The organism is Microbacterium sediminicola, assembly GCF_039531125.1.
Lineage (GTDB): Bacteria > Actinomycetota > Actinomycetes > Actinomycetales > Microbacteriaceae > Microbacterium > Microbacterium sediminicola.
In genome coordinates this window covers 1,305,106-1,321,925 of the sequence record NZ_BAAAPL010000001.1, presented here as the reverse complement: position 1 = coordinate 1,321,925, position 16,820 = coordinate 1,305,106, and the positions used below count along the sequence as shown (strand labels likewise).

Annotated in this window: 17 protein-coding genes and 1 pseudogene; 11 read left to right on the top strand and 7 right to left on the bottom strand. The window is 68.7% G+C overall.

Annotation, left to right across the window (positions count from 1 at the left end; genetic code table 11):
* Positions 1 to 14 precede the first annotated feature (14 nt).
* Both miaB and miaA read left to right on the top strand, forming a co-directional pair.
* Positions 15 to 1,562, top strand: a complete 1,548-nt coding sequence (gene miaB, locus ABD206_RS06150; protein ID WP_344070435.1) for a tRNA (N6-isopentenyl adenosine(37)-C2)-methylthiotransferase MiaB — start codon at positions 15 to 17, stop codon at positions 1,560 to 1,562.
* Entirely contained in the window at positions 1,559 to 2,476 is a 918-nt protein-coding gene (miaA, locus tag ABD206_RS06145) for a tRNA (adenosine(37)-N6)-dimethylallyltransferase MiaA (RefSeq protein ID WP_344070434.1), read from the top strand. Before miaB ends, miaA begins: the two co-directional genes overlap by 4 nt.
* On the opposite strand, the gene ABD206_RS06140 is transcribed toward miaA, so the two are convergent.
* Positions 2,410 to 2,970: a MarR family winged helix-turn-helix transcriptional regulator gene (locus ABD206_RS06140; RefSeq protein WP_344070432.1), complete on the bottom strand. Its 561-nt coding sequence runs from the start codon at positions 2,968 to 2,970 to the stop codon at positions 2,410 to 2,412. The genes miaA and ABD206_RS06140 overlap by 67 nt on opposite strands.
* A gap of 28 nt (positions 2,971 to 2,998) precedes the next feature.
* Here ABD206_RS06140 and ABD206_RS06135 point away from each other — a divergent pair, with 28 nt between their 5' ends.
* Both ABD206_RS06135 and dapF read left to right on the top strand, forming a co-directional pair.
* Complete coding sequence (locus tag ABD206_RS06135) at positions 2,999 to 3,379, top strand: nuclear transport factor 2 family protein (protein ID WP_344070430.1); 381 nt, start codon at positions 2,999 to 3,001, stop codon at positions 3,377 to 3,379.
* 38 nt (positions 3,380 to 3,417) lie between these two features.
* On the top strand, positions 3,418 to 4,290 hold the full coding sequence (dapF, locus tag ABD206_RS06130; protein WP_344070428.1) for a diaminopimelate epimerase: 873 nt from the start codon (positions 3,418 to 3,420) through the stop codon (positions 4,288 to 4,290).
* Positions 4,291 to 4,353: 63 nt separating this feature from the next.
* Here the strand turns inward: dapF and ABD206_RS06125 are convergent, their stop codons facing one another.
* Positions 4,354 to 4,995: a class I SAM-dependent methyltransferase gene (locus ABD206_RS06125; RefSeq protein WP_344070426.1), complete on the bottom strand. Its 642-nt coding sequence runs from the start codon at positions 4,993 to 4,995 to the stop codon at positions 4,354 to 4,356.
* 87 nt (positions 4,996 to 5,082) lie between these two features.
* Between ABD206_RS06125 and hflX the strand changes: the two genes are divergently transcribed.
* Complete coding sequence (hflX, locus tag ABD206_RS06120; RefSeq protein WP_344070424.1) at positions 5,083 to 6,606, top strand: GTPase HflX; 1,524 nt, start codon at positions 5,083 to 5,085, stop codon at positions 6,604 to 6,606.
* Positions 6,607 to 6,624: 18 nt separating this feature from the next.
* On the opposite strand, the gene ABD206_RS06115 is transcribed toward hflX, so the two are convergent.
* The 3 genes from ABD206_RS06115 to lexA all read right to left on the bottom strand — a co-directional run bounded on the left by ABD206_RS06115 (position 6,625) and on the right by lexA (position 10,699).
* Positions 6,625 to 8,535 (bottom strand): alpha/beta hydrolase family protein, encoded by a 1,911-nt coding sequence (locus tag ABD206_RS06115; RefSeq protein ID WP_344070422.1) that lies wholly within the window; start codon positions 8,533 to 8,535, stop codon positions 6,625 to 6,627.
* 4 nt (positions 8,536 to 8,539) lie between these two features.
* A complete protein-coding gene (locus tag ABD206_RS06110; protein ID WP_344070420.1) occupies positions 8,540 to 9,949 on the bottom strand; it encodes a hypothetical protein in 1,410 nt (469 codons plus the stop codon).
* Positions 9,950 to 10,018: 69 nt separating this feature from the next.
* Entirely contained in the window at positions 10,019 to 10,699 is a 681-nt protein-coding gene (gene lexA / locus ABD206_RS06105) for a transcriptional repressor LexA (RefSeq protein WP_344070418.1), read from the bottom strand.
* A gap of 215 nt (positions 10,700 to 10,914) precedes the next feature.
* On the opposite strand from lexA, the gene ABD206_RS06100 reads away from it, so the two are divergent.
* Genes ABD206_RS06100 through ABD206_RS06075 form a run of 6 tightly spaced genes read left to right on the top strand, consistent with a single transcriptional unit; the run spans position 10,915 to position 15,323 of the window.
* Positions 10,915 to 11,337 (top strand): LysM peptidoglycan-binding domain-containing protein, encoded by a 423-nt coding sequence (locus tag ABD206_RS06100; RefSeq protein ID WP_425561162.1) that lies wholly within the window; start codon positions 10,915 to 10,917, stop codon positions 11,335 to 11,337.
* Between the two features lie 58 nt (positions 11,338 to 11,395).
* Positions 11,396 to 12,478: a histidinol-phosphate transaminase gene (locus ABD206_RS06095; protein WP_344070416.1), complete on the top strand. Its 1,083-nt coding sequence runs from the start codon at positions 11,396 to 11,398 to the stop codon at positions 12,476 to 12,478.
* Positions 12,475 to 13,077, top strand: a complete 603-nt coding sequence (gene hisB, locus ABD206_RS06090; protein ID WP_344070414.1) for an imidazoleglycerol-phosphate dehydratase HisB — start codon at positions 12,475 to 12,477, stop codon at positions 13,075 to 13,077. The genes ABD206_RS06095 and hisB overlap by 4 nt, the downstream gene beginning before the upstream one ends.
* A 16-nt stretch (positions 13,078 to 13,093) precedes the next feature.
* Positions 13,094 to 13,744 (top strand): imidazole glycerol phosphate synthase subunit HisH, encoded by a 651-nt coding sequence (gene hisH / locus ABD206_RS06085; RefSeq protein WP_344070412.1) that lies wholly within the window; start codon positions 13,094 to 13,096, stop codon positions 13,742 to 13,744.
* Positions 13,745 to 13,792: 48 nt separating this feature from the next.
* Positions 13,793 to 14,539 (top strand): bifunctional 1-(5-phosphoribosyl)-5-((5-phosphoribosylamino)methylideneamino)imidazole-4-carboxamide isomerase/phosphoribosylanthranilate isomerase PriA, encoded by a 747-nt coding sequence (priA, locus tag ABD206_RS06080; RefSeq protein WP_344070410.1) that lies wholly within the window; start codon positions 13,793 to 13,795, stop codon positions 14,537 to 14,539.
* Positions 14,523 to 15,323 carry an SseB family protein gene (locus ABD206_RS06075; RefSeq protein ID WP_344070408.1) on the top strand — a complete coding sequence of 267 codons (801 nt, stop codon included), beginning with the start codon at positions 14,523 to 14,525 and terminating at the stop codon, positions 15,321 to 15,323. Before priA ends, ABD206_RS06075 begins: the two co-directional genes overlap by 17 nt.
* 15 nt (positions 15,324 to 15,338) lie before the next feature.
* Here the strand turns inward: ABD206_RS06075 and ABD206_RS06070 are convergent, their stop codons facing one another.
* Both ABD206_RS06070 and trxB read right to left on the bottom strand, forming a co-directional pair.
* Positions 15,339 to 15,695, bottom strand: coding sequence for a thioredoxin family protein (locus tag ABD206_RS06070; protein ID WP_344071440.1), 357 nt, complete (start codon positions 15,693 to 15,695; stop codon positions 15,339 to 15,341).
* A 48-nt stretch (positions 15,696 to 15,743) separates the two neighbouring features.
* Positions 15,744 to 16,667 (bottom strand): annotated as a pseudogene (gene trxB, locus ABD206_RS06065) (thioredoxin-disulfide reductase); the annotation flags it as partial.
* Positions 16,668 to 16,820 lie beyond the last annotated feature (153 nt).

The following is a 16,820-nucleotide window of genomic DNA, read 5'->3' as shown; positions in this document are numbered from 1 at the left end:
GAATGGCTCGCATCATGTCCACGCCCTCCGCTGCTCCTACGGTCATCGCACCGTCTCCGGCCGCCCTGTCTCCCTCCGGAACCGCGCGCACCTACGAGGTGCGCACCTTCGGCTGCCAGATGAACGTGCACGACTCCGAGCGACTCTCCGGCTCCCTCGAGAGCGCGGGCTACCTGCCGGTCGAGCCAGGCGACGAGCCCGACGTGGTCATCATCAACACCTGCGCCGTCCGGGACAACGCCGCGGGCAAGCTCTATGGCACCCTCGGCCACCTCAAATCCCGCAAGGACAAGCGCGCCGGCATGCAGATCGCCGTCGGCGGCTGCCTCGCCCAGATGGACAAGCAGAATGTCCTCGACAAGGCCCCTTGGGTGGATGTCGTGTTCGGCACGCACAACATGGGGTCGCTGCCGCGCCTGCTCGAGCGCGCGCGTCACAACGACGAAGCTGAGCTGGAAATCCTCGAATCCCTGGAGGTCTTCCCCTCCACGCTGCCGACAAAGCGCGACAGTGCCTCGTCGGGCTGGGTGTCGATCTCGGTCGGCTGCAACAACACCTGCACCTTCTGCATCGTCCCGAGTCTGCGGGGCAAGGAGAAGGATCGCCGCCCGGGCGACATCCTGAACGAGATCCGCCTGCTCGTCGAGGATGGCGCGATCGAGGTGACCCTCCTCGGACAGAACGTGAATTCCTACGGTGTCGAGTTCGGCGATCGTCAGGCGTTCGGCAAGCTCCTGCGCGCGGCCGGTGAGATCGACGGGCTCGAGCGCATCCGCTTCACCAGCCCCCACCCGGCCGCCTTCACCGATGACGTGATCGACGCGATGGCCGAGACCCCCGCAGTGATGCCTCAGCTCCACATGCCGCTGCAGTCCGGCAGTGACCGCATCCTGCGCGCAATGCGCCGCTCCTACCGCAGCGAACGGTTCCTCGGGATCCTCGAGCGCGTGCGAGAGCGCATTCCGCACGCGGCGATCTCCACCGACATCATCGTCGGTTTCCCGGGCGAGACCGACGAGGATTTCGACGAGACCATGCGGGTCGTGGAGCAGGCGCGTTTCGCGAGTGCCTTCACGTTCCAGTACTCGATCCGGGAGGGCACACCGGCTGCCACCATGGCAGATCAGGTGCCCAAGGCCGTCGTGCAGGAGCGATACGAGCGCCTCGTCGCGCTGCAGGAGCGGATCTCCCTCGAGGAAAACCAGCGCCAGCTGGGACGCACCGTCGAGGTGCTCGTCTCGACCGGTGAAGGCAAGAAGGATGCCGCCACGCACCGCTTGACCGGACGTGCCGAAGACAACCGGCTCGTGCACTTCGAGGTCCCTGAGGGGTCTGACGTGCCGCGGCCCGGAGACGTCGTTTCCGTGACCATCACCCATGCCGCACCGTTCCACCTGCTCGCTGATGCGCCGGACGGTGCGCCGCTGCGCATCCGTCGCACGCGCGCGGGTGATGCCTGGGACCGCTCGCTCGCCGAGTCGTGCGCCGTTCCCGTGCCCGCCGGCGATGACGGTGCACGGGCGATATCGTTGGGTCTTCCTTCGCTCCGCGTCGGCGCATGAGCGAACCCCGCCTATGGGCGGTGATCGGAGCCACCGGGACGGGCAAGAGTGATCTCGCTCTCGCCCTCGGTGAGGCGCTGGCGGCCCAGGGGAGGCGCGCAGAGATCGTCAACGCCGATGCCATGCAGCTGTACCGCGGTATGGACATCGGCACTGCCAAGCTCACGCCCGCGGAGCGCCGTGGCATCCCGCACCACCTGCTCGACGTGCTCGCCGTCACCGACGAGGCCGCTGTCTCCGCCTATCAGCAGCACGCGAGGGCCACGATCGAGGATATCCACGCGCGCGGCGCCGACGCTGTCCTGGTGGGCGGTTCGGGACTGTACGTGTCGAGCGTCGTCTACGACCTGCGATTCCCGCCGCGAGACGCTGCGCTTCGAGCGGAGCTTGAGCAGCAGCTCAGCGACGGCGGCCCCGGTGTGTTGTATGCGCGGCTGCGCGAGCTCGATCCCGTCACAGCGGATCGCATCGATCCCCTCAATGGACGCCGCGTCGTGCGGGCGCTCGAGGTGGCGTTGTCGGGCGAGCACTCGCACGGCGCGGTCATGCCCGATGAGCTTCCGCTCTGGTTCGAGCACACGCGTCTGATCGGCCTGCGATCGGCGCGCCCCGCACTCATCGAGCGCCTCGATCGCCGCGTCGAGCGGATGTGGCGGGACGGCCTCGTCGATGAGGTCGACGCCCTGCGCTCGGAAGGGCTGGAGAGTGGTGTGACCGCGCGACGGGCGATCGGATACGCACAGGCGCTGAGCCAGCTGGCGGGCGAGGCGACACCGGAAGAGGCCGTTGCCCAGACGCAGGCGCTGACCCGCCGCTATGCGCGTCGTCAGGTGTCATGGTTCCGGCGCTACCGCGACGTGCGCTGGCTCGACGTTGACGATGCGCCGCCGGACGCGGCCGCTCTTGTGGGCTGAGTGTTTCTGGCGGCCTCCTCGGTGAGGTGAGTGTCGGGCGGGAAGCGCCGCTCCCGGACGTCCTCGGCGACGCCGAGTTGTTCCAGCAACACGGAAAGAGCACGCCGCAGCGTGGCGTGGTCGGCCTCGCCGAGGCCCCCCAGCAGGTCCCGGGCGAGATGTACGCGTGCGTCGCGTGCGCACTCGATCGCGTCCCGTGCGTGCTCCGTCAGCTCGAGTGAGCGCCTCCTTAGATCGTCGGAGCTCTGCGTCACGGCGACATAGCCCAGGTCGCGGAGCTCGGCGACCGTTTTCGACATGGCCTGCTGGCTCACGGAGAGATCGCGAGCGAGCTCGGAGATCGACTGCGGCCCGCGTAGCAAGCGCTGGAAGACATAGCCGTGGCGGGGCCGCAGACGCGTATGTCCCGCGCGACGCAGGGCGCGCAGAACACGCGCGTCCACCGACGCGCCCGCCAGAGACAGCAGGGAGGGGGTGTCGACATCATGAAGCACACAACCATAGTTGTGCAAAAATGGACGCATGAGTGAGACGGAAGCGGCGATTCGCAGGTATTTCGAGGTTGTCGGGGACCTGAGTTCCTCCGAGGAAGACCTGCGAAGCTGCCTGGCGCCCGACGCGCAGTTTCGAGAGTTGCCCAACCCGATCTCGCCGAATGGTCATCTTCGCGATGTCGAGCAGACGGTCGTAGGCTTCCTCACAGGCAAGTCCACATTGTCCGCCCAGTCGATCGAGATCGAGGAGGTGCTCGTCGACGGTCCCCGCGCGGCGGTGCGCTCCACCTGGCGGGGACGGATCGGGGAGACGGACTTCGTGGCTCACATGGCAGGGTTCCTCACCGTCCGGGGTGGCCTGATCGCAAGCCACGACACGTTCGACTGCTACGAACCCTTCCCCCGCTGACGCGCCGAGGTTCGGCCACGTTTTCGTAGACTTGAAGGATGTCGCACAGCATCGCCTTCACCAAAGGACACGGGACGGGGAACGACTTCGTCATCGTGCCCGACCGCGATGGCGAACTCGTGATGAGCGACGATCAGGTCGCCGCACTGTGCGATCGGAGATTCGGTATCGGGGGCGACGGACTGCTGCGCGTCGTGCGCTCCGGTGCCTTGCCTGAGGGGGTCGCGGCCGCCGAGGCGGGCGCGGAGTGGTTCATGGACTACCGCAACGCCGACGGCTCGGCGGCGGAGATGTGCGGCAACGGCATTCGCGTGTTCCTGCGCTACCTCGAGGTCGTCGGATGGGCGGATCCCGACGCGGGTCCGGTGCAGATCGGCACCCGCGCGGGGGTGAAGACCCTCACCCGCAGCGAGCGGGGATACGAAGTCGATCTCGGTGCGTTCGTCGTCACCGACGACGACGTGCTGGTTCGTGCGCGCGGGCTGGAGGTTGCGCGCCCCGGCGTCTCGATCGATGTCGGGAACCCGCACATCGTCGTCGCCCTCGGTTCGGAAGCGGAGCTGGGCGCGATCGATCTGGGGCGTGCGCCGGCGCTGGATCCAGCGCCGGACGCAGGGGCGAACGTCGAATTCGTGGTGCCGAGCGACCCGCTCGTCCACGATGGTGTCGGCACGATCGAGATGCGCGTCTTCGAACGCGGCGTGGGGGAGACCCTCAGCTGCGGCACCGGCGTCGCCGCAGCGGCGCTCGCGGTACGGCACTGGGCGGGATCCGCTGCGCCGGACGGCTGGAGCGTCACCGTCCCCGGCGGTGAGCTCGGGGTGCGTGTCATCCCTACGGACGAGGGGCCGCATGTGCTGCTCTCGGGCTCGGCGCACCTGGTCTATTCCGGCGAGATCACCCTCGCCTGATCGCCGTGCCTCGCGCAGCCGGACTGTGCGTCGTTCCGCCGGGGTGCACGGCGCTTCGGGGCGTCAGGGCAGCACGATCGGCGTCGTCGGGGGTGTCCCGTGCCGGCGCACCTTGAGGACGCGGAAGCCTTTCGCCGTTGATGACCGGTAGACCGAGTACCCGGGCGTGAACGTCGAGGTGATCCAGCGCTGCAGCGAGTCCGACCCCAGATTCCGCGAGATCACCAGCCACGCGTCGGAGCGCTCGTCCAGCCGCGGCAGCCAGGTCTCCAGCAGATCGTGCAGCTGGCTCTTGCCGATACGGATGGGCGGGTTCGAGCGGATGGTGCGGAATCGCACATCAGCCGGAACATCTTCGGGCCGCACCGCGTTGATGTTGTCCAGACCCAGTTCCGCCGCGTTGCGGCGCACCAGATCGAGGGCACGTTCGTTCACGTCGACCGCCCACACGGTCGCGTGGGGGGAATCCCAGGCGAGCGCAAGGCTGATCGGCCCCCAGCCGCAGCCGAGGTCCAGGAGGTGCCCGCCCGCCGGCGCGGGGGGCATGTTCGAGAGCAGCACGCTCGTGCCGACATCCACATGCTCGGGGCTGAACACGCCTCTCGCCGTGGTCACCTCGACCTCGCGGCCGAGCAGGTTCACGCGGATGCGGCGAAGGTCCTCGGGGCTGGAAGGCGACGACGTGAAGTAGTGGTCGCTCTCCATGGCGACGAGCGTAGCGGAGGACGGGCCCCGGGCGGGAGGCTAGAGTTTACGGATGCCTGTGGGGAGGCGCCCCGGGCAAGGAGAAAGATGATCGAACACGAGTCCGAACCGACGGATGCCGGCACGACGGATCCGATCGAGCGTGTGATGGCGCACGAGCGCGCGCGCTCTTCGGTTCGCGTGTTCGGCGCGGCGCAGGCTCTGCAGGACTCCCGGACGGCCGACGGCAGCACGACGGACGGCGAGCAGTGGGACCGCGAGGAGCGCGCAGCCCTGCGGCGCATCCCCGGGCTGTCGACCGAGCTCGAGGACGTCACCGAGGTCGAGTATCGCCAGCTGCGGCTCGAGAACGTCGTTCTGGTGGGTGTGCACCCGCAGGGCGAGCAGGAGGACGCGGAGAACTCGCTCCGCGAGCTCGCGGCACTCGCCGAGACGGCGGGTGCGGTCGTGCTCGACGGGGTGCTGCAGCGACGTCCCCACCCGGACCCTGCGACCTACGTCGGTCGCGGCAAGGCGCAGGAGCTGCGCGACATCGTGGCTGCGGTGGGTGCGGATACCGTGATCGCCGACACCGAGCTCGCACCCAGCCAGCGGCGAGCGCTCGAGGATGTCGTCAAGGTCAAGGTGATCGACCGCACCACGGTCATCCTCGATATCTTCAGCCAGCACGCCAAGAGCCGCGAGGGCAAGGCGCAGGTCGAGCTCGCCCAGCTCGAGTACCTCCTGCCGAGGCTCCGCGGCTGGGGCGACTCGATGAGTCGGCAGGCCGGTGGACAAGTCGGCGCGGGCGGCGCGGGCATGGGCTCGCGCGGTCCCGGTGAGACGAAGATCGAACTCGACCGCCGCCGCATCCGCACCCGGATGGCGCAGCTGCGCAAGCAGATCCGCGACTTCGCCCCGGCGCGCGACGCCAAGCGCGCCGAGCGCAAGCGCCACACGATTCCTTCGGTGGCCATCGCCGGGTATACGAACGCCGGCAAGTCGAGTCTGTTGAACCGGCTGACCAGCGCAGGGGTGCTGGTCGAGAACGCCCTGTTCGCGACACTGGATGCCACAGTGCGGCGCAGCCAGGCCGAGGACGGCCGCGTCTACACCTTCACCGACACGGTCGGATTCGTCCGCAATCTGCCGCACCAGCTCGTCGAGGCCTTCCGCTCGACGCTCGAGGAGGTGGGACAGGCCGATGTCATCGTTCACGTCGTCGACGGCTCGCACCCGGACCCCGCAGCGCAGCTTTCCACCGTGCGCGATGTCATCGGAGACGTCGGCGCGCGTGAGATCCCCGAGATCGTCGTTTTCCACAAGGCCGATCTGCTCGACGACTCGGATCGCCTCGTGTTGCGCGGTCTCGAGCCCACCGCCGTCTTCGCGTCGTCCCGCACGGGGGAGGGGATCGAAGAGCTGCGCGCGCTGATCGAGCGCACGCTGCCCCTGCCTGCGGTCGAGGTGCGTGTCGTCATCCCCTACGACCGTGGCGACCTGGTATCGGCTGCGCACGAGTCGGGGCACATCGTGACCAGTTCTCACGAGGTCGAAGGAACCGCCCTCCACGCCTTCGTGTCAGAGCGCCTGGCCGCGGAGCTCGCCCCTTTCAGCACGACCCCGGCGTGACCGGCGGTCGACGATCGCTCAGTCGGTCGTCGTCAGCTCGACCACCGGTGAGCCGTGCGGTGTGAAGCCCCATACGGCGCCGAGGAAGCCGAGTTCCGTCTCGAGGGCGTCGATGATGGTCTCGGCACTGCGGAAGCCGTGGCCCTCGCCGGGATAGCGCACCAGACGGTGGGGAATCGCGTGCGCGACCAGCGCATCCCGGATCGCCTCCGCCTGAGCGGGCGGTACGACGTGGTCCTCCTCGCCCTGCAGCAGAAGCATGGGCACATCGAAGCCGTCGGCGTGTGACAGCGGTGAGCGCTCCCGGTAGAGGGCTCCGGCGTCCGGCAGCGGGCCGATCAGTCCGTCGAGGTAGCGCGACTCGAAATCGGGTGAGGACGCCACGAGCGCTCGCGCGTCCCCGACGCCGTAGCGCGAGATCCCGGCGGAGAAGACCTCGGTGCGGGCCAGTGCCGACAGCACGGTCCAGCCGCCTGCGGAACCGCCGGCGATCGCCACGCGGTACGGGTCCGCGAGGCCGAGCCGGATCAGTTCGCCCACGGCATCCACCACGTCGTCGACATCGACAACGCCCCACTGTCCCCGCAATCGCTCGCGGTAGGTCCGCCCGTACCCTGTGGAGCCGCCGTAGTTGACGTCGAGCACTCCGATACCGCGGCTCGTCAAGTAGGTGATCTTCGCCGTTGCCGCACCGCCGACGTGTCCGGTCGGACCGCCGTGCACGAACACGACGTACGGGGGAGGAGTCGACGGCGCGTGGACGTCGGGGTTGCGGGGGGCGAAGACGTAGGCATGGATCTCGCCGTGGCGGCCGGCGATCGTGAGCTCGCGCGGTGTCGGTCGCCATCGGTCATCCCAGGGACTCTGACCGCCCGCGATGGCTTCCCACGTGGGGACTGGCCCCGGCCGGAACACCCACAGACCGGGGACGCCGTCGGCGGAGACCCCCGTGATGAGCGCGGCGTCGGCGTTTCCGTCGGCGACTGTCATCTCGCTGCGGACAGGGCCGTCCATGAGCTCGGCCCGTCCGTCGTTCGCGACGAGGGCGACACGGTCGGCGCCGACCGTACGTGCGCTGACGATGGACTCACCGACGACCGCGAACCAGCGCAGACCGAGCGCCCAGAGCGCACCACCGGTGTCCGCCGACGCGGGCGAGAGCGGGGCAGGCCCTGCCTCCGGCGTCCACCGCCGGAGATTCCACCACCCGTCGACGTCGTCCACGTAGAGGAGCTCACCGCCTTGGGTCCACACCGGCTGCAACGGCGCGCTTGCCGCGCCCCCGGCGATGGTCTGCCAGGAGGTCACGCGGCCGTCGCGCAGATCCCCGACCCGCAACTCCGTGACATCCCAGGGCATGTGCGGATGGTTCCAGGCGACCCACGCGAGTCGCTTCCCGTCGGGCGAGAGCGCCGGCTGGGCGAGGAAGTCGCTACCGCTGGCCACGCTCGTGATCGCGGAGGCGTCCTGCGCCGCTGAGCCGTCGGTGGGAATGGTGACGATGTCGCGCCGGGTGCCGTGCTCGCGGATCGCCATGACCGCGTCCGCCTGCGCGAGGAGCCCACCGAATCGCACGTCGGCCTCGGGGGGCGTCAGAGCGACCGGATCACCCCCGGGGGTGAGTGCCCAGACACGCTGGTCGGACTTCTCCACGAAGACGAGCCGACCGTCTGACAGCGCCGTCCAGGCGCCGCCGCCGTACTCGTGCACGCGCGAACGCGCGCTCCAGGGTGCGGGAAGGAGCGTCTGGATGCTCCCGTCCGCGCCGCGCCGCAGCACCGCGGTACGCCCGGCCTCGGCGGCGACGGTCTGGCCCCACCAGATCTCGTCGTCGACGAAGCAGGCCCCGTCGATGCGGGCCGGTGAGCGCGACACGACCGCCGCGGTCACCGGACTCGGCCAGGCCCCGTAGGGCGTGGGAGCCGACATCCGCCTACTTCGCCGCGGACTCGTCGACGACCGCGGCACCCTCGCCGTCATCCGCCTGGTCGGCGGACTCCTCGACGATGACGACGGCGTCGACGACAGGAGCGACATCGCCCTCGCGCACCTGCAGGAGCTCGAGGATCCAGCCGACCAGGCCCATCACCAAGATGACCAGAATGAGGTCGCCGAAGGAGAGCGGACGCATCGCCATCAGCCACAGCACGGCGATCACGACGACGCCGAACCGCACCGCCACGCGATAGCGTCCGATGGTCGCGCCGAAGACGCCCGTGTTCAGACCTCGCTCCGCGAGAGTCGCACGGATGGTCTCGTTGAAGCCGCCGACGGCGGTGCGGGTGGCTGTCGCGGACCTGCTCGAGCCCAACACCCATCCGACGATGGCGATCAGCACCCCGAGCAGCGCGAACACGACGGCGGTCTCGGCCATCGACGAGGTCATCTGCCCGTAGATGACCCCGAGTGCCGACGGCGAGAGGTCGAACTGCGATGCCAGAACCGATGTCGCGATGCCGCCGACCGCGAACCCCACGGCGAGTACCGCTCCTCCGATCGCGATTCCGACTCCAGTGCCGATCACCGCGCTGCTGCGGCGCGGCGCGATGAGGATGCCGCCGACGAACAGCGCCAGCGTGACGATCGGCATCCACCAGCCGACGGCGTCCGCCAGCGAGTAGATCGTGCGGAAGGCGATGAGCTCGTCGCCCTCTCCGATGATGATGACGGTGTCGATGGTCGGGATCATGGACGCCACGCCCACGCCGGCGTCGGTGAGTGTGGTCTTGAGCTGCTCGATGATCGGGCCCAATGCGATGCCCAGACCGTCGCTGTTGAGAACCAGGATGCCGCCGCCGTCGTTGGTGGCGACCGTGGTCATCGACTTGTGAGCGCTGCGCAGCGCGAAGGTCCACACGTTGGCGAACGCATCCGAGCGCACGACGCTGGCCACCGCCGAATTGACGAGGCTCTGCACGCCCTCGGCCGCGGGTCCCCGCAGCAGGTCGAGCGCGTTGGCCGCGGGCTCGGGGAGCCCCAGCTCCTCGATGCCGTCGAAGACCTGATCGGTGAGGCCGGAGAAGTCCACTTGGTTGTCGATCGCGGTGGTCGCCTGATCGATGATCATGTCCTGGACATCGGGGTCCTGCGCGAGAGGTGCGAACGTGTTCACGAACGCGTTCTCATCGACAAGCTCCACACGCGCCCACGTCGTGACGATGGAGACGGGCACAAGGATCGTCGCGATGACGATCAGCAACGCAGAGAGCGCGCTGCGCCACCAGGGGCCTCGCTTGGCCTTCGCTGGGGTGGCGGTGGCAGTGGCGGCGGAGAGGCGGGCGTTCTCCTCCTCCAGCGCACGGATGCGGTCTTCGAGGGAGTTCTGCTCGCTGGGCGTCGTCATGCCGCCATTCTTGTGCAGGAATGCCCTCGCCCGCACGCTGACGCGGCGAATTGCTGTGGAGGTGGCGGATCAGACCGCGCGGAGCACAGCGACGACCTTGCCGAGGACTGATGCCTCATCGCCCAGGATCGGCTCGAAGGCAGAGTTGCGGGGGAGGAGCCAGGTGTGGCCGTCGCGCTGACGGAACGCCTTGACGGTCGCCTCGCCGTCGAGCATCGCGGCGACGATGTCGCCGTTCTCCGCCGTGGGCTGAGAGCGCACCACCACCCAGTCTCCGTCGCAGATTGCGGCGTCGATCATGGACTCGCCACTGACTTTCAGCATGAACAGATCGCCCTTGCCCACCAGCTGGCGCGGCAGCGGGAAGACCTCGTCGATCTGCTGATCCGCCGTGATGGGAACGCCCGCGGCGATACGGCCGACCAGCGGCACGAACGCGGCATCCCCGACCGCCGGTGCGGTGTCGGCCGGATTCTCGGCGGCGGTGCCGGGAAGGTCGATCAGGATCTCCATGGCGCGAGTCTTGCCGGCGTCGCGGCGCAGGTACCCGCTCAGCTCCAGCTGGTTGAGTTGGTGCGTCACGCTCGAGAGGCTCTTGAGCCCGACGGCATCCCCGATCTCGCGCATGCTCGGCGGATAGCCGTTGCGGGAGATCGCCCGCTGGATCACCTCGAGGATCGCGAGCTGCTTGTCGCTGAGACTGCGACGGCGCCGGGTGGCCGGCTTCTCGCGTCCGTGCTCTTCGCTCATCGGGACGTCTCCTGTTCGTGGCGACCCGACCCCGCCGAGTCGCGCGGATTCGAATGTCGGAGGTGGGTGGTTGCCTGTGTTCATCGAAACGCTAGCCCTGATCGCGGCGAATCCTCGTTCATGGTTTCGCGTGTCGTGTTCGAAACTTCCGCACGACATCGTGTACTTGACGTCCACACTAATCGAAGATAACTTCGGAAGAAAGGTTCGCAGATATGTCCGCATCACCCGTCCTCAACTGCGAAGCTCTCCCCGACCGATCGGAGAAGAACATGAGCGCGATCCTGCTCCCCGCACCGTCCCCGCGACTGCGCTCCACCCGACTGCGCCTCACCGCGCGGGGTCGCGCGGTGCTTCTGACGCTCGCCGCTCTCCCGGCGATCGCGATCATCGCGATCTCGGTGCTCGGTGGCGGGTCCGCGCTCGCCTCGCTCGAGGACGGGGTGCCCGCGGGAACCTTCCAGACGGTGACGGTGATGCCGGGTGAGTCGCTCTGGTCGATCGCGCAGGAGATCGCACCCGATGAGGATCCGCGCGATGTCGTCGCCGACATCGAGCGATTGAACGGCATGAGCGGCGGCATCGTGGCCGCCGGCCAGCGCCTGGCGATCCCCGCCGAGTACGCATCGGCCCCGTGAGGCCCGTAACGACGACGAGACCGGCAACGACGATGGGGCCGGCACCTACGATGGATAGGTGACCCGCCTCGACGATCTCCCACTCCGCGACGACCTTCGCGGCATGACGCCGTACGGTGCCCCGCAGGCCCCCCTCCCCGTTGCGCTCAACGTGAACGAGAACACCCACCCTGTTCCCGACGAGGTCGCGGACGAGATCCTGACCGAGATCGGTGCGGCGCTGCGCGAGGTCAACCGCTATCCGGATCGTGAGTTCAGCGCGTTGCGAGAGGCGTTCGCCGGCTACCTCGGTCACGGTCTCGTACGGGATCAGATCTGGGCGGCGAATGGCTCCAACGAAGTGCTGCAGCACGTGCTGCAGGCTTTCGGTGGGCCGGGTCGACGGGCGCTCGGATTCTCGCCCACCTACTCCATGTACCCCCTGCTGACACGTGCCACCGGGGCGACGTGGGTGTCGGGCGCGCGCGGGGAGCGCTACGAACTCTCGGCCACCGACGCGGCCGCGCAGGTGCGTGAGACGGACCCGGACATCGTCTTCCTGTGCGCCCCGAACAATCCGACGGGTACGCCACTCGATCTCAGCGTCATCGAGGCTGTGTACGAGGCGTCACGCGGGATGGTGGTCGTCGACGAAGCGTATGTCGAGTTCGCACCCCACAGCGCCCCGTCCGCGCTCACTCTGCTACCTGGGCGTGAGCGGCTCCTGGTGTCGCGCACGATGAGTAAGGCGTTCGCGTTCGCGGGCGCGCGCGTCGGCTATCTCGCCGCGGATCCTGCCGTCATCGATGCGCTGCGGCTGGTCAGACTGCCCTATCACCTGAGTGCGCTCACCCAGGCGGCCGCGCTGGCCGCGCTTCGCCACGCGCCGACGATGCTGCGCATGGTGGATGACATCGTCGCGCAGCGTGACCGGATCTCTGCGACGCTGACCGAGCTCGGGTATGACCCCTTCGAGTCGTGGACCAATTTCGTCATGTTCGGCGGCGTCGCCGATCCGCGCGCGACGTGGGAGTCGTTGTATGCCCAGGGAGTGCTGATCAGGGACGTCGGTATCCCGCACAGCCTGCGCGTGTCGGCGGGCACCGACAGTGAAACCACGGCGTTCCTCGAGGCGTTGGCCTCGGTAGACTCGGCCTCATGACCAGTCGCACCGCTTCGGTGACCCGCGCCACCAGCGAGTCCCGCGTCGAGATCAGCGTGAACCTGGATGGCACGGGTGCCAGCAGCATCGAGACCTCCGTGCCGTTCTACGACCACATGCTCACGGCGTTCGCGAAGCACTCGCTGACCGACCTCACGATCCGAGCCGAAGGTGACACCGACATCGATGTCCACCACACCGTGGAGGACGTCGCGATCGTGCTGGGGCAGGCGATCCGTGACGCGCTCGGTGACAAGGCCGGCATCTCGCGCTATGGCGATGCACTGGTGCCGCTGGATGAGGCGCTCGTGCAGGCCGTCGTCGATCTGAGCGGGCGTCCCTACCTCGTGCACCTCGGTGAGCCCGAGGGGTTCGAGTTCCACCTCATCGGCGGACACTTCACCGGATCGCTTGTGCGTCACACCTTCGAGGCGCTGGCCTTCCATGCCGGAATGACGCTGCACGTGCGCGTCCTGGGCGGTCGAGACCCGCACCACATCGCCGAGGCCGAGTACAAGGCCCTGGCGCGGGCGTTCCGCCAGGCGAAGGCGCTGGACCCCGACGTCTCCGGCATCCCGAGCACGAAGGGCGCGCTGTGACCCGGACAGTCCGGCGATGAGCGCGAGCGTGCGCGTCGCCGTCCTGGACTACGGCTCGGGCAACGTCCACTCCGCGGTCAAGGCGCTCATCGCGGCAGGCGCCGATGCCCGCCTCACCGCCGACCGTGACGAGATCATGGATGCCGACGGACTGGTCGTCCCCGGCGTCGGCGCCTTCAGCGCGGTGATGGGTGCGCTCACCGCGAGCCGAGGAGACGAACTCATCGAGCGGCGTCTCGCGGGCGGTCGACCGGTGCTCGGTATCTGCGTGGGGATGCAGGTCATGTTCGAACACGGCGTGGAGCGCGGCGTCGACACGGTCGGCCTCGGGGAATGGCCGGGTGCCGTCACCGAACTGGATGCCCCCGTTCTGCCCCACATGGGTTGGAACACGGTGGACGCGGGCCACGGCACACGTCTGTTCGCCGGCCTCGAGGACCAGCGCTTTTATTTCGTGCACTCCTATGCCGCTCAGTCCTGGACGATGCAGGTCGATCCGCCCTTCCCGGAACCGGTGGTGACATGGGCGACCCATGGGGGTGAATTCGTGGCGGCCGTCGAGAACGGCCCCCTGTGCGCGACCCAGTTCCACCCGGAGAAGTCAGGAGACGCCGGGATCCGTCTGCTCGCGAATTGGCTGGACACGGTCCGCGCGGCTAACCTCTGAATTCGTGCCCGCACCCGAGGGGGCACGAATGATCCTGCCCGAGGAGATATGAACGACTTCGCGTCCACCCCTGAACTGATCCTGCTGCCCGCCGTGGACGTGGCCGACGGCAAGGCGGTGCGCCTCACCCAGGGGGCGGCCGGCACCGAGACCAGCTACGGCGACCCCGTCGACGCCGCAGTCGACTGGGCACGACAGGGCGCCGAGTGGATCCACCTGGTGGATCTGGACGCCGCCTTCGGGCGCGGCTCGAACCTCAGCGTCATCCGCAAGGTGATCAAGCAGGTCAAAGGCGTGCGCGTGGAGGTCTCCGGTGGCATCCGTGACGACAAGAGCCTCGAGACGGCTCTCGAGCATGGTGCTGAGCGGGTGAACCTCGGCACCGCCGCCCTGGAGAACCCGGAGTGGGCCGCCGATGTCATCGGGCGCTACGGCGAGCTGGTCGCGGTCGGCCTGGACGTGCGCGGCACGACGCTCGCGGCGCGCGGCTGGACGCAGGAGGGCGGCGATATCTGGGCCGTCCTGGAGCGTCTGGAAGATGCCGGCTGCGGACGCTACGTGGTGACCGACGTCACCAAGGACGGCACGCTCCGCGGTCCCAACCTCGAACTCTTGCGCGACGTGTGCTCGCGCACCCCGAAGCCGGTCATCGCCTCCGGCGGAGTATCGAGCCTCGACGACATCGCCGCGCTGCGCGAACTCGTTCCCCACGGGGTCGAGGGCGCCATTGTCGGAAAGGCCCTGTACTCGGGTGCGTTCACGCTCGCTGAGGCCCTGGATGTCGCCGGACGCTGATCCCGCAGACTCCGCCGGTCACTCGTGCGGACCCGGTGACTCCGCCGGCGTCCCCTGGGAGGGCCGCAGCTTCGAGCCGAACCGGCACGCCGGTGACGACGGCTCGGCAGACCCGGCCCTGGAAGCGGCGCGCGATCGGCTCCGTGCGGGCACGGGGGATCTGGTCGCCGTCATCGACGCCTATCGGCGCGCGCGACTGCTCATCCCCTTGATCGCCGAGAAGGGGGAGGAGGGTGTCGGTGCGCACGGACTCCCCGTCGACAAGACCCAGGAACTCTCGATCGTGACGGTCGCAGGTCCTGACGGTCGTCGCGTTCTCCCCGTGTTCACGTCTGTGGCGACCATGGCCCAGTGGGACAGCACCGCGCGCCCCGTGCCCGCCGACGGCGTGCGCACGGCGCGGGCCGCGATGGAGGACGGGACCGATCTGATCGTTGTGGATCCGGGTTCGCCGGGGGAGTTCGTGATCCGTCGCCCCGCCGTCTGGGCGATCGCCCAGGGCGAGCCGTGGGAGCCGAGCTCCACCTCGCCGGAGGTGTTCGCCGGTCTCCAGCAGAGCATCGGTGGCGAGCTCGCTGTGCTCGACTTGGCTGTGCGCGCGGCCGATCCCCAGGCGAGGGGGCGCGGGCCGGAGCTGATCGTGTCGCTCCACCTCGTTGCGGGGCTCGATCGTGCGAGTCTCGACGCAGTGCTCAGCCGCCTCGCACGTCGCTGGGCAGCTGACGACCGCATCGCCACGCTCGTCGATTCCGTGAAGGTGACGTTCGACCAGGGGCACGCGTAGATCGTGCCGCTGAGATCAGCCGAAGTGTGAGGTGACGGCCTCGTCGAGCGCAGAGCGCGTGATCGCTCCGTTGATGGATCCCCGGAGATCTCCGTCGACGAAGAACTTCACCGATGGCAGCGACGTCACGCGGTAGCGCAACGCCAGGTCGGGGTGGGCCTGCACATCCACTTTCGTGACGCGGATGCGGTGTCCGTGCGTGCGTTGCAACTCTTCGAGCAGTGGTGTGAGTGCTGTGCATGTGCCGCACCACGGCGCCCAGAAGTCGACGAGAACGGCACCAGGGGCGTCCAGGACATCCTCGTCCCACGTCGTCGATGTCGTCCGCGAGAGCGAATCCCCCGCTGCTGCGCCGCCGGTGACCGGCGGCACCTCCGGCGCAGGTGACGCGGATGGTGCGGTCGTCGTGCTGCGTTGCGGGTCGGTGGTCGCCGTGAGATATCGTTCCGCATCCAGGGCCGCGGTCGCGCCCGAGGCCGCAGCGGTGATCGCCTGTCGGTATGTCGGGTCGATGACGTCGCCGGCGGCGAAGACGCCGGGTGCAGACGTCCGGCTGCTTCGACCGTCGACCGCGATCGTTCCGTCGGCGGCGAGATCGAGCTTCCCCTGGACGAGGTGTGTCCGCGGCTCGTGGCCGATCGCGATGAAGACGGCATCCACGGCCAGATGCGTCTGTCTTCCCGTCGCGCCGTTGCGGAGGGCCAGAGCTCTCACCGTCGAATCACCGATGATGTCGACCACCTCGGTCTCGGGCAGGAATGTGATGTTCGCGGTGCCCCGTGCCCGGTCTTGCATGATCGCGGATGCGCGCAGCTGCGTGCGGCGATGAATGAGGTACACGCGCGCGGCGAACTTGGCGAGGAACGTCGCTTCCTCGACGGCGGAGTCCCCGCCGCCGACGACGGCCACCGTGCGTCCACGGTGGAAGAAGCCGTCACATGTGGCACAAAAAGACACTCCGGCGCCGGTGAGTCTTCTCTCCGCGGCGAGTCCGAGCGGGCGCGGTGCGGATCCCGTGGCGTAGATAAGGGCGGACGCCTCGTGCTTCTGGCCGGATCCGAGCGTCACGGTCTTCGCCGTCTCCGTGATTGCCAGGTCCACGACGTCGTCGTAGATGATCCTCGCTCCGAATCGCTCTGCCTGAGCACGCATGCGTGTGACGAGGGCAGGGCCGCCGATGCCGTCTGGGAACCCCGGGAAGTTCTCCACCTCGCTCGTGTTCATCAACTCGCCGCCGGCTGCCGTGGATCCGGCGACGAGGAGCGGGTGACGACCGCCCCGGGCTGCGTAGATCGCCGCGGTGTAGCCGGCGGGACCCGATCCAAGGATGATCACCTCATGCATGAGTCCTCCTCCTGACGTCGTGCTCACGGAAGTGGCCCCGTTACGGGGCCCGAACGGTGGGGAGGCTACCGACCGGCGCGAGAGGGCAGTAGTGCGCTTCCGTGCGATGGAACGTGCGCCCTGAGTTCGCAGTCGGTCTTCCGGCCGGCGAAA